Source organism: Pseudoalteromonas sp. OF7H-1, assembly GCF_022347825.1.
Taxonomy (GTDB): Bacteria; Pseudomonadota; Gammaproteobacteria; order Enterobacterales; family Alteromonadaceae; genus Pseudoalteromonas; species Pseudoalteromonas maricaloris.
Map to the genome: position 1 here is coordinate 137,866 of NZ_JAKRFX010000013.1, position 12,736 is coordinate 150,601.

Genomic DNA, 12,736 nt, shown 5'->3' on the forward strand with positions numbered 1-12,736 from the left:
GAAATCGAAAGTTGTACTCCGGAATCGAAAATACATTTTATGTAATTAAAATTTTGTCGTTTATCTTTTGTTACATTCATTTTACCTTGAGTTTCTGACAGGCTCTGATGTTTTGGGTACACTCGAGTTTTTACTATTTCGAGTCAAAATAATGAAGAAAACGGCATTAAGCATTGCCCTCGCGCTCACCTTCGCAAGCGCCCCAAGCTTTGCTAAGAAAGACAAAACAGAAGAAGAAAAAACCATCGCTTCACTTATCGAAAATAAAACCAGTATCGATGGCCTGTTCCCGCTTTATCAAGATAAAGAAAGTGGTGAGTATTTAATGCAACTCAATGAGTCGCAACTCGACACGCCATTTTTATATTTCGCACATACAGTTGATGGCGTTACCGATGCCGGCCATTTTCGAGGTAACTACCGCGAAACTAAACTAATTGAGTTTAGAAAGCACTTTGATCGCATTGATATTATCAGCAAAACACCGCGTTTTATTTTTGATGAAAACTCAGCCATCGCCAACGCGAGCGATGCCAACATAAGTGAAGCCGTACTCGCCAGTATCGAAATTGAAAAAGCCGAAGACGGTAAAATTTTATTCAAAGCGGATAAGCTCTTTTTAAGTGAGTCACTGCATAAAGTGTCTCCTTGGAAACGTGCGGATGACAAAAAGGCAAGCAAACGTTTTGCCCTTGGTAAGCTGGATGACAAAAAATCTCGCATCGTTAAGCACCGCCCATACAGCAACAACTTAGATATCGTTGTTGATTATGTCTTTAGTAACCCAGACCCGAAAGTTGCCGGCTCTAATGCAGTGACTGACTCACGTTTTGTTTCGCTAAAAGTACAACACAGCTTTGTCGCTCTGCCAGACAATAGCTACCAACCTCGCTACGATGACGCACGTATCGGTTATTTCACTAATCAGTTCGACGTGCAAACTTCACCAGATTGGACGCCATATAAAGACGTTATCAAGCGTTGGAACTTAGTGAAAAAGGACCCGAGTGCAGCGCTTTCTGAACCCGTTGAACCAATCGTGTGGTGGATTGAAAATACCACGCCAGTCGAATGGCGTGACACGGTGCGTGACGGTGTACTAGGTTGGAATAGTGCGTTTGAGAAAATCGGCTTTAAAAATGCTATTGTGGTGAAAGTACAGCCTGACGACGCCACTTGGGATGCGGGCGATATCAACTACAATGTCCTACGCTGGACTTCATCACCTCGCCCACCGTTTGGCGGCTATGGCCCAGCAACTGCCAACCCGCTTACTGGCCAAATTCTTGGTTCCGACATCATGCTAGAGTATGTATTTATGCGTAACCGCTGGATATATGACTCACTCTATTCTCAAGGGCAGATGAACCATGGTGCTGAGGCATCAAGCGATACACTACACTGTTCGCTTGGACATGAAATGCAAGGTCAATTGATGACGGCAAGCCTTGCAACAGGTGCTGACATCGAACGCAAAGAAATGCTACGACAGGGCTTAGTACAGTTGGTTCTTCACGAAGTAGGACACACCTTAGGCCTCAACCACAACATGAAGTCTTCGATTTTGTGGGGGCCTAAAGAAGTACACGACAAGTCAAAAACACAAGGTATCGTAACCGGCTCTGTGATGGACTACGCAGCAGCTAACATCGCCCCTCCAGGCGTTAAACAAGGTGATATCTTCCAAACCAAACCAGGTCCATACGATGACTGGGCGATAGAATTTGGCTACAGCACGGCACTTAACGATGACACCCAAGAGCAACAGCGCCTTGAAAAGATCTTATCTCGTTCTGGTGAACATGGCTTAGCGTTTGGCAACGATGCCGACGACATGCGTGCGCCGGGCCGTCATATTGATCCTCGCGTGATGATTGGCGACTTATCGTCAGATCCAGTGACATACGGCGTTGACCGCATGACTCTGGTCAACCATTTATTCACCGAACTAAAAGACAAAGCGCGTGTTGAAGGTCAGTCTAACCAACAGTTATTAACCTCTGCGAATATGCTGTTTGGTCAATACCGTGCTCAAGCAACTGTGATTTCACGCCAAATTGGCGGTGTATACGTTGAGCGCAGCGTAGTAGGCACAGAAGGTGAAACGAAACCATTTACACCAGTACCACTTGCGCGCCAAAAAGCGGCAATGACCGCGCTTAAGGAAATGGTTTTCGCACCGACCGTGCTTGAAAATATGCAGCCTCTTTATAACTACATGCAAGCACAGCGCCGTGGCTTTAACCACTATGGAAAGAACGAAGACCCTAAAGTCCATAAGATGGTACTTGGTATGCAAAAGTCGGTACTAGACCAAGTACTACACGCGAATGTATTACAGCGTATCAGCGACTCTGCGTACTATGGTAACGAATACAGCCTAAACGAGGTTATGAACGACCTGACTGCCGCTATTTTCGTTGCTGATAAGAATGCAACGACACTAAGCCAAAACCTGCAAATAGAGTACGTTTCTCGCTTGATTAATGTCGCAGGCTTGAGTAAAGCGAGCAAATACGACAATTTGGCAAAAGCCGCTGCACTATTCCAGCTGCAGAGTATTTTGGATAAGAGCACAGCTTGGGGTGCCGATCAGGCAACTAAGGCACATAAAGCGTATATCGACCGTATGATCACAAAAGCGCTAGAAGCGTAACTCAAAAGCTTTTGTATTACGCGAGTGAAATGAGCGAAAACGTTAAGGGCTAGCAATTTGCTAGCCCTTGTTTTGTCTGGTTATGTCACTAAGCTAAAGCAGGTTTAGAGCGATAGTACTGAATACAACCTAATTGTGCGGCATTAGTCAGTAAAATCATCACAAACATCAACACGTGAGCGACACTCACATGACCAAGACTTAGCTCTGCAGCCAATCCAATTCCTCCCGCTAAAAACTGCAGTGAGAAATACCTAGCGCTTAAGTTAGAGACATCACCGCTTTTAATCGTTTTATAGGTTTGTGGCATAACGCGAATTGAACTCATCACTAGCCCTAAGTAAGTTAACGCATTTAGCAACGCAGCAGCTTCGATGTCCTTTGCCAATAAAAGCCCAAATGGCAAGGTCGACAAAGCAAGCAAGAGTGCTAATTGATTACGCTGTTTCGAGCTTGCGTTGTACCGAATAAAATAATATAAAATAAGTGCACTTAAAGAACCTGTAACAACAAAAGGCAGCACCATAAAAAAACGTTCAAAGAAAACGTTGTAGGCAATAAAGTAAGAGCTTTGTGCAACACCAAAACTCATCATTAACAGTGATACACCTGACACACTGCGATTTTTACGGATCTTCCTAATCAAAGGAACAAAGCTTAAAACCAAAACGAAGGAAGAAACGATCGGTAAATATTCGCTCAATGCCAACTCCAAATGTCTAAATTGTTGCAAAGTTAAAGTGCTGTAAAACCTTTAAAAACACATTGTAAATTTATGATTTTTAAGGTTTTATTTTTTGAAGGCGCGCATTTTAAGAGCTAACTTTTAAAATACAACTGGACACCTAACATCCAACTTTGAATAGGTGGCAAGGCTGGAATACAGGTGTATATAAATAAATACAAGGAATTACGATGAAGTGGCTATTCATTATACTTACTAGCATTGGCTTGAGCGGATGCAATTCCACTCACACCACTACAACTGACATGAAACAGAAGGTAGACGTAACTTCTCTATTCAACCACTCTCTTTTTACGCTGAAACCAGTGCAAACTGAAGCTGAAATTTTCGCTTTACCTGAATCCGAACAGCAAGCTGCAATCTCCTTTTTTGGCAAATATGCAGATGCCAACATGAGAGATGACCAAGTATTAGGAAGATTCCTAGACGCAAAATTGGATAACTTTTCTTACGATGGAGAAACGCTTACCGCGACTGAAGCAACGCTCAACAGAGCTGGCAATTGCATTTCTCTTGCCGTATTAACACAAGCGTACGCCAATGTATTAGGGATCAAAACAAGTTATGCTAAAGTTGACAGCTATCCAATGTTTCGGAAGCACCAAAAGTTTATCATCACCTCAAGCCATTTTAAAACCAAGTTATTCGCAAATAGGGCGACAGAAGGTGGTGAGAATGAACAACAGACTTTGATTAAAGGTACTGTCGTTGACTACTTCCCAGATCAAGATAGTGTATTTTCTGGAAACGCACATTATGAAGATTTAGTCGCAAAGTTTTATACTAACTTAGCCGTTTCTGCTCTGCTGGAAGCTGATTATGACCTAAGTTACTCTTTATTGTCTGCCGCGCTCAAATACGCTCCAAGAGATGCTGAAGCTATCAATACTGCCGCGCTGTTACACAAGCATGTTGGTGATATAAATAGTGCGAAGCAAATCTATGATTATGCCTTCAACAATCATCTCACCAGCACCAACTTGTTATTGAATTACCTTAACTATATTCCCAAAGATCAAACCGTGCTCAAGAATATGATTCAGACGGAGCTTGAAAAAAGCCCTACCTCCCCTTTCGATACCCTCTCGTTAGCTTCGAGCTACATTGAACAACAACGCTATAAAAAAGCCAAAAAACTTATCGAGCCTTTATTGTTGAATTATCATTACTTGCCGGAAGTTTATGTCGAGCTCGGGAAAATTGCTTATTTAGAGCAAAGATACCAAGCCGCATCTGAATACTTTGAGCAAGCAGTCAATAAGTCCAGAGAGCAGTATAAAAAAGACCTATACACCGCCAAGCAAAATATGTTGAACCATTTATTGGTTCGTAATGAGGATATAAAATAAAGAATGACATAAGTTAAGTAAAACTTATGTTAAAATAATATAAATAAAACTTTACAAAGCACATTATTGTTTCTATTTTGGTGTGTGGATGTTCAAAAAACATACCACTAATTGGTCGTGCTCTACAGTGCACCCAAGGCTTGGTATTGAACGACGCCCAACTTTTTAATTTCAAGTTGGATAACCACACACTCAAAAGGAATAACAATGAAACGACACATTCTTGTCACAGCATTAGGTTTAGCATCTGGTATCGCGATGGCACAAGCGCCATTAACTGAAGCTCAGATGATGGAATATACCAGCAAAGCTAGCAAAGCAATGATTGGTAAAAAGTACGATCTCAACCTTCCACTTATTACTCAAAGCAGTGCTACAAGCACTTCAACGTCTACACAAACTATTGTGCAAACAGTTTCACACCCAGATGCAAGCTACATCAAACTACACTTTAAAAACCTCACTCTTGCAAACGGCGGTAAACTCGTTGTTCGCTCGGAGGATAGTGGCGAGCGCTATGAATACACCCAAGCAAACCTCCGCGCAGCAACTGTTGATCCAAGCCTGGGCGATGACGGCGTTAAACAGTTTTCTGCTATGTCAGTCTCTGCTGATAAAGTCATCATTGAATATACTCCAGGCCAAGGTAATGCAGGCAAAACACCCGAAGTCGATTTTTACTATCATGGTACTGAAGGACAAGCAACTGTTGAGGGCTTGACCGATGTGACGCCTATGTCAACTTGTGGCTCAATGGAACGTAAAGACGTGCAGTGCTGGGCGCAATCGCATCCGGTAGAATTCGAGCGCTCGCGTCCAGTCGCCAGACTGCTTATGAACGGTAGTGGTTTATGTACGGGTTGGCGTGTTGGTGCAGATAACCGCATGTTTACCAATAATCACTGTGTGGGATCAGCATCGGAGCTGGCGAATACTGAGGTATGGTTTAACTATCAAAGCACGAGCTGTAACGGCAGTCAGCGCGAGACTGTGGTTAAAGTCACAGGTAAAGACTTCCTTAAAACAGATTACACGCTAGATTATACGCTGTTTACCATCAATGATTTCGCGAAGGCCCAGCCGTTTGGTTACTTTGGCTTAGATGTGCGAAATCCATCGCAGGGCGAGCGTATTTACATACCTCAACATGGTTCAGGTAACCCTAAAGAGCTGTCGATTGAGTCTGATCAAGACACCAATGGACTATGCTCTGTTAACCAAGCAACGGCGAATGGCCGAGGTACTGGTACAGATATAGGTTATTACTGCGACACTATTGGTGGCTCATCAGGTTCACCAGTACTTGCAGCCTCGACCAATAATGTTGTTGCGCTACACCACTTAGGTGGCTGTACCAATAAAGGTGCTAAAATTAGCTTAATTTGGCCTCAGGTTTCTACTCACTTTGGTGGCCAAATCCCTGTTGGTGATAACGGCACTACCGATCCATTGCCTGTTGCGTTATTTACTTACAGCTGTAATGACCTAAGCTGCAGCTTCGATGGCTCAGGCTCTAGTTCACCAAATGGTTCTATTACACAGCATAGTTGGCAGTTTGGTGACGGCGCATCCGCTTCAGGCGCACAAACTTCACATAGCTTCACAAACTCTGGCAGCTATACCGTAGAGCTCACCGTGACAGATAGTAATGGCGACACCGCGTCAACAACACAGCAAGTTGCCGTGACACTGCCAGGTGAAGAGCAAAAGCTTATCAAGGGAGTTGCAAAAACGGGGCTTTCTGGAGCGAGAAGCAGTGAGATATTCTTCTATTATGATGCACCTGCAGGCGCGAATACAGTGACATTTAACACTAGCGGTGGCACTGGTGATGCTGACATGTACGTACTAAAAGGAGCAGAGCCCACCACCAGTAATTGGACTTGTCGTCCTTATCGCTCCGGTAATACTGAGTCTTGCAGCCTAAATGAAGGGGCTGGGCGTTATTGGGTGATGATCCGCGGATATAATGCTTACTCAGGTTTGCAAATCGTAGCAGATCACAACTAGCCTAAACTTCGAATAAACAAACTGAATGATTTGCGGGGGCTCGCCCCCGCTTATTTGATAGCAATCTTCAGCGATTATCTACAACTCATACCAAACACTAAACCAAACGCGGTTTTCATTGGTCATATTATGCCCCTCAATGCGACCCACTCCGGCACTAAACTGTAGATCGGTTAATCCTGCAGGAGCAAAATCAGCGGCTTTATCTAATATCACTCGAGACAAAGGTAAGCGCATCTTAATACCGTAATTTTGCCCAATCACTTCTCCATCTAACTGATGCTGCTTATAAAATAACTTAGGTTTGCCCTGCTGCCATGACGTTGCAAATTCATAGCCTAAATAGCGGCTTCCCGTTGCAAATAGATGCGGCAACATAGGTTCGCTGACAGCGTGTAAACTGTTACTAATACTAGTGCTGGTAAGTGATCCACCACCCAAAGATAAAGGCAATTCGCTGCTGTAGCGGCTATCGACCGATGCATAGAATGGAATTTGCCATGCTTTAGCGAACAAACTCAGCTGATAATCAAAACCATCTAATTCACCTAGCCACTGAGCTGCAGAGACTTGCAGTGCTACACCATGCTGCTGTGTATCCCACATTGCACGACCGTTAAAGCCGTAGCGCCCGCCGCTCCATGCTTTTTCACCATGTTGCACACGAATAACCCCCAATTCAGGAGCGAGGTAATTCAATGCTTCACCAAAACGATAGCTAGATGACAAGGCAAATTGCTTAAAGCTGCTTTCATTCGAGGTATTTGCTTGTAGCGAGCGAGACTGCTTATCCGCTTCCAGCTCTTGATATCCAGCATCAAACGTCGTTTTCCAGTTTTTATGACGATATTCAAGTTGGGCAAATGCCCCCATCAACGCGCCATTATTGATGCTTTTCTCAGCTCCAAGCTGCCAAGCAAGTTGGCGCAGCACATCCTGCCCTTTTAATGCCACGCCCAAACTATCAAAAGAGGCACTATTTAATGCGCCTGATAAGGCGACAGAATAAGACTGTTCGAACACCGAATAATCAGAACTGGGCAGCGCGGTTTGATCTATCTTAGCCGCAGGTAATTGATGGGGATGCAGCTCTTTTAGCTCAGCCTCATCCACTTGCTCCAACACGCTCACGGTGCGCCAAGCCGGAGCAACTATTTTGTTAACCTTGACCCCTTCAGGGGTCGCATAGCTCACCAGTAACTGCTGTGAATGGGTAATAATTTGCTCAAGTGGTTTAGCACTTGCAGGTAAGGTCTCAAGTATTTTACTCGCCACGTCATAACGCATCACCGCTAAATGGCCTGCGACTCCAGAAATAAAGTACAGCTTGTCATCATCATGAGACCAAGTTAACCCCGAAAGGTATTGATGTGACTTGGGTAAGTAGACGATTTCGGTTGTATCATGGCTAAGATCTTTAACAACAAGTTGCCAGCGTTTGTTAGGAGTAACATGCACATAGGCTAATGTCGTCTTTTTATTAGAGAGCACAGGAAAGTCATGGACATCCCCAAGCTTGCTTGTGGTGATCGGCGCTTGCTTGCCTGAGTCCAACTCTATGGTCACTAGCTGTGAGTAACCCAAACGAGACACCTCTGCAATAATGGTATTAGCATCAACAATACTAAAGCGACGAATACCCGCGCCTTCGGTTAGTTGCTTCGGCTTTCCAGTACCAACTTTCCAGACAAACAAATCATTGATAAAGGTATCGTCTGCAGCTGGCGTTTTTGCAACGAAGTAAATATGGCTGTCATTCAGCCATTGGGGGTAATAGATACCAGCAAAATTGTGAGCATCAAGCTGCGCAAGTCGCTTTTTTGGAAAGACTTCGGGTGCGATATCCACAATATCTTTAGGATCGGCATTTAGTATTGCTTCATTGCGCTTATTAAATTGCTCAATGGCTTCTACATTTTCTTTGTTTTCGTAGATATTGAGTGTGACTTGGCGTTTACGATTTTGCTCTACCACCAAAAACTGACTGCCATCTGGAGAGAATGCAATATCTCGAGCAGCATATGCGAACCGCTGCCAAAGCTCACTCTGTGTCGGAACCAAGGCCAGCTCCTGCTGCATGGCCTGATAGCTATATTCAACAATAAAGCGACGATATAACTGGCTGGCTGGCGCTCCAAAAGCACCACTAAATGCGGTTTCAAAACTGCGAGATTCCACCGCCTGCACTCTTGTCCACACGGCATCTAACGTCTGTGCGCCATAATTATCCTCAAGCCATGCTAGAAAACGTACGCCTACTAAGTATGCCATGGAGTTGGAAAGGTAAGACTTGTCGCCATTATCTAAAGCGCTATAGGTCGGTAATGCGCCTTGCTGCGCGTAATAGCGCACAATGCTCTCACTGTAATTATCGTATAAACGTCCTCGTCCCGTTAATCTAGACTCCAGCAAGGTCGCATAGCCTTCGCTGACCCAACGCGGTAATACCGCATCGAGCAAGTCGGTAATATCGTGCCAATCTCTGAGATGTTGTCGCCATTGATTACGGCTAGGCTGTGATAGGTGAACGAGATGAATATATTCGTGCAAAATGAGCAACTGCTGCCAACTGGTGTTATTTGCGATGACGGAATCAGCTTGAGGCGGCGTTGCTTGCAGTGCCATCATTGGTTTATCTGTGCTGGGTAATGCAAAGCCATTGGCCGTATTTTCTGGATCGTAAATAATCACATCAGCACGTTCACTCAAGGCTCTACCTTGTTGTGCCAGCACTTTATCTCGCACTACCTCCAGCTCATTTGCTGCAGAATACGCCCATTGCTGAAGCGCCTGAGGATAATGCACATTAAAGTTTTCGGTTTTGATGGTTTGCCACTTAGCCTGTAAACCAAAGCTCGTAAAAGCAACAAAAATTATCAGTAGCGCCCGCATTACCTTTCCTAAATAAATCCAGTTGCGCTAGCTTAACAAGAGATGTAAAGAAAAAGTGTGCTTTTTAGTAACAATTTCTTGCGCACGTTACACCTTAAAACGTCTATTTTGAGGCAAGCAACATGTTAGCTGCTCTAAATGCGCGTAATTTTTCAGTGTTTTTGTGGCTGTGCAAGGGTGATAAACAAGCTAAGTACCGCAAGAGACACTGCAAACACAAAAAATACCACGGTTGAACTCAACCCCGCCTGCCACTTTGCCGCGGCGATTAAACCCGCGCTCAATAACACCGCCAGTTTTGCCTTGGTATGTGCATGTGGTTTGAATGATTTGGAGTAGCTATACGCCATAAAGATAAAGCCGCTGGCCAACAGATAAGTGACTAACATGGTAGCTCCTTGCCAAGGTTTTGAAGGAACTTTAATTATATGCTAATGATAATTATTATCAACAAGGTAAAGTGATTTTTATCAATCCTCCCGGTTCTGTGTTGTGACAACTCAGTTGTCCATCGTGTAACTCTATAATGGTGCGGCTAAAGGCTAAACCTATTCCCTGCCCACCTTCTTTGGTGGAATAGAAAGGAATAAGCATGTTATCTAGGTTGGCAAAGCCTGGGCCATTGTCTTGCACATCAATCACCGCTTGTTGCTGCTGATAATAAGCATGTAGCGTCAACTTGGCATTTTCACCACTGGCCTCAATGGCATTTTTAACTAAGTTAATCAGCACTTGCTCAATTAAGGCTTTATCAAGATTGAGCGTATTCACAGTGCAATTTACTTGGATGTCGGTATCCTCAAATAACGCAGCAACAGAAGACAGTAACAGCATGATAGAGACTGACTCCCGATCTAGCCTTGGAGTTTGCGTAACTTTGGCGTATTGGCTCACAAATTGTTGTAAATGCTGGCAACGCTGACCAATAACACTTAGCGCATGTTGCTCTTTTTCGTCCTTTGCTCTTGCTAATAAGGTTTGCGCTAGGGAGCTTACGGGCGTCAAACTGTTGTGGATCTCATGACTTATTACTCGGATTAAGTGTTGCCAAGCAGCCAGCTCCTTTTTACGTAATGCCTTAGTAATATCGAGTGCGACAAGTAAAGAAAACTGCTTACCCTCTTGAAAGAATTCACTACTTTGTAGTTGCCACCGAGATTGCTGCGCTGTATCTGCAAAATGCCAGTGATTATCTTGTTGCACCAGCCCAAACTGAGCCGCGCTTATTCCCTTACACTCTAACCAAGGGCGATGATAAAGCGACTCAAATGCACCATTGGCATAGGCAAGTTTGAGTTTTTCGTCAAACATCATAATTGGCGTATTAAGGCTGTCTATTAGCTGATAAATGATAAACTGCTGACTATGATAGCGGCGCTTTTGACTGTGCAGCTGTGCACTTAAGGCCAGCAAGCGCTGTTCAAATTCGGCTACCACGCCCGCTGTGTAATGTGGCTTAATGGTTTGCGTAAAATCACTTTGTGCAATCGCTTCTAGCTGCCAATTAGCACGCATGGCAATACGCTTAAGGTGAGACAGCAGTATTTTTTGTAACCCACCCAATAACCCCAATACACTCACCGATACGGCAGCCACCCACATTACCCCAAGCTGTAATTGCAGAAGCAGTAAAGTCAGTAAAACCGTACAGCTAATGGTTAACAGCGTACAGTAAGCCCCAAACCGCCACTCGGCACTAGCCAGATGTTTTAAGGCCATATTTTTCCAAACGCCGATAAAGAGAAGAAGCCGTGAGTCCAAGTATTTTAGCGGCTTCTGCGACATTGCCTTGAGCGCGTTGCATCGCTTGCTCCACCATTTCTTGCTCCACTTGTTGCAAAGTCTTGCTTGGCATATCACTGATCACTTTAGGTGCGGCGGTAAAGCGTAGTTGGCAATCACTGAGCTCAATCTGCAAGCCCTCCGCCATTAACACGGCACGCTCCATGACGTGACTTAACTCACGCACATTGCCGGGCCAAGCGTGTTCAATCAACGCAGCTTTAACCGCAGGGCTAAGTTCACGAATTGGCTCACCATACTGCGCACAGAATTTAGCGACAAAATACTCAGCCAACGGCACGATATCGCCAAACCGCTCGGCGAGCCTCGGCACTTCAATCACAATCGTGTTGATGCGATATAACAAGTCTTCTCGGAACTCACCGGCTTTCACTAAGTCGTCAAGATTGGTATTGGTTGCGCAAATAAGTCGACAATCCGCTTGTTGCGTCTGACTGCTACCCACAACTTCATAACTGCCATTTTCCAGCACCCGCAGTAGTTTTGCTTGTAGAGGAAGTGGAATAGTCGCAACTTCATCCAAAAATAATGTGCCCTGCTTTGCCATTGCAAAACGACCAACACGATGCTGCTTTGCATCTGTAAACGCCCCTTTGCTGTGACCAAACATCTCACTTTCGAACAAGGACTCTGGCACCGCGCCCATATTCACTTCAACCCAAGGTCCTGCTGAACGATTAGATTGTTGGTGTAACCACTGAGCTAAATGACTTTTCCCCGCGCCACTTGGCCCAGTAAGCAGCACCCGAGCGTCGGTTTTTGCTACTTTAGCAAGCTGTTTATATAAAGATTGCATCGCCTGAGAGCGCCATTGAAACGCGCCGCGCTCGCTGTGTTTTGCTACGATATTCGCTTGCTTTAATGATATTTTGAGTTGTTGCTGCACGGCTTGCAGTAGCTGCTGATTGTCCCACGGCTTTTCGATAAAGTCGCTCGCACCAAGCTGCATTGCAGACACCGCTAACGCGACATTTCCCCAACCGGTAATACAGATCACAGGCACATTAAGATTGGAGTCACGTAGCCAGCGCAAAAAGTCCAGCCCTTCATTGCCTGAAGTGGTATCTCGGGAGAAGTTCATATCGAGCAAGGCTAATGACACTTGCTTAGCGGTGAGCAGTGGCTTGGCAAGCTCTAAGGTTGCCGCCTCAATTACATTGAAACCTTGATCTTCTAAAAAGAATACGGCACTGAGGCGTACTTCAGCGTTATCATCGATAACCAGTATTGTGGGCTTTTCCATAGGGAGAATTTTTATTGTTATCGGGTTTCAGCGGAGCA

At 44.7% G+C, this 12,736-nt stretch carries 8 protein-coding genes; 3 read left to right on the forward strand and 5 right to left on the reverse strand.

Annotated elements, in window-relative coordinates:
• Window positions 1–151 precede the first annotated feature (151 nt).
• Window positions 152–2,656, forward strand: a complete 2,505-nt coding sequence (locus tag MHN30_RS16340) for a zinc-dependent metalloprotease (protein WP_130165150.1) — start codon at window positions 152–154, stop codon at window positions 2,654–2,656.
• A gap of 88 nt (window positions 2,657–2,744) precedes the next feature.
• On the opposite strand, the gene MHN30_RS16345 is transcribed toward MHN30_RS16340, so the two are convergent.
• Window positions 2,745–3,359 carry a PQ-loop repeat-containing protein gene (locus MHN30_RS16345; RefSeq protein ID WP_045987867.1) on the reverse strand — a complete coding sequence of 205 codons (615 nt, stop codon included), beginning with the start codon at window positions 3,357–3,359 and terminating at the stop codon, window positions 2,745–2,747.
• A 212-nt stretch (window positions 3,360–3,571) separates the two neighbouring features.
• On the opposite strand from MHN30_RS16345, the gene MHN30_RS16350 reads away from it, so the two are divergent.
• Both MHN30_RS16350 and MHN30_RS16355 read left to right on the forward strand, forming a co-directional pair.
• Window positions 3,572–4,750, forward strand: coding sequence for a hypothetical protein (locus MHN30_RS16350; RefSeq protein ID WP_130165151.1), 1,179 nt, complete (start codon window positions 3,572–3,574; stop codon window positions 4,748–4,750).
• Between the two features lie 207 nt (window positions 4,751–4,957).
• On the forward strand, window positions 4,958–6,760 hold the full coding sequence (locus MHN30_RS16355) for a PKD domain-containing protein (protein ID WP_130165152.1): 1,803 nt from the start codon (window positions 4,958–4,960) through the stop codon (window positions 6,758–6,760).
• Between the two features lie 78 nt (window positions 6,761–6,838).
• Here the strand turns inward: MHN30_RS16355 and MHN30_RS16360 are convergent, their stop codons facing one another.
• The 4 genes from MHN30_RS16360 to MHN30_RS16375 all read right to left on the reverse strand — a co-directional run bounded on the left by MHN30_RS16360 (window position 6,839) and on the right by MHN30_RS16375 (window position 12,698).
• Entirely contained in the window at window positions 6,839–9,652 is a 2,814-nt protein-coding gene (locus tag MHN30_RS16360; protein ID WP_239360357.1) for a hypothetical protein, read from the reverse strand.
• Between the two features lie 152 nt (window positions 9,653–9,804).
• The gene (locus MHN30_RS16365) at window positions 9,805–10,041 is read right to left on the reverse strand and encodes a hypothetical protein (RefSeq protein WP_039493327.1); all 237 of its coding nucleotides are present in this window, start codon (window positions 10,039–10,041) and stop codon (window positions 9,805–9,807) included.
• 58 nt (window positions 10,042–10,099) lie between these two features.
• Entirely contained in the window at window positions 10,100–11,371 is a 1,272-nt protein-coding gene (locus MHN30_RS16370) for an ATP-binding protein (RefSeq protein ID WP_130165154.1), read from the reverse strand.
• Window positions 11,349–12,698 (reverse strand): sigma-54 dependent transcriptional regulator, encoded by a 1,350-nt coding sequence (locus MHN30_RS16375; protein ID WP_130165155.1) that lies wholly within the window; start codon window positions 12,696–12,698, stop codon window positions 11,349–11,351. Before MHN30_RS16375 ends, MHN30_RS16370 begins: the two co-directional genes overlap by 23 nt.
• Window positions 12,699–12,736 lie beyond the last annotated feature (38 nt).

Coding starts and splice junctions, on each gene's coding strand:
- MHN30_RS16350 (WP_130165151.1), top strand. CDS start 3,572: ATGAAGTGGCTATTCATTATACTTACTAGCATTGGCTTGAGCGGATGC.
- MHN30_RS16365 (WP_039493327.1), bottom strand. CDS start 10,041: ATGTTAGTCACTTATCTGTTGGCCAGCGGCTTTATCTTTATGGCGTAT.
- MHN30_RS16370 (WP_130165154.1), bottom strand. CDS start 11,371: ATGGCCTTAAAACATCTGGCTAGTGCCGAGTGGCGGTTTGGGGCTTAC.
- MHN30_RS16355 (WP_130165152.1), top strand. CDS start 4,958: ATGAAACGACACATTCTTGTCACAGCATTAGGTTTAGCATCTGGTATC.
- MHN30_RS16340 (WP_130165150.1), top strand. CDS start 152: ATGAAGAAAACGGCATTAAGCATTGCCCTCGCGCTCACCTTCGCAAGC.
- MHN30_RS16360 (WP_239360357.1), bottom strand. CDS start 9,652: ATGCGGGCGCTACTGATAATTTTTGTTGCTTTTACGAGCTTTGGTTTA.
- MHN30_RS16375 (WP_130165155.1), bottom strand. CDS start 12,698: ATGGAAAAGCCCACAATACTGGTTATCGATGATAACGCTGAAGTACGC.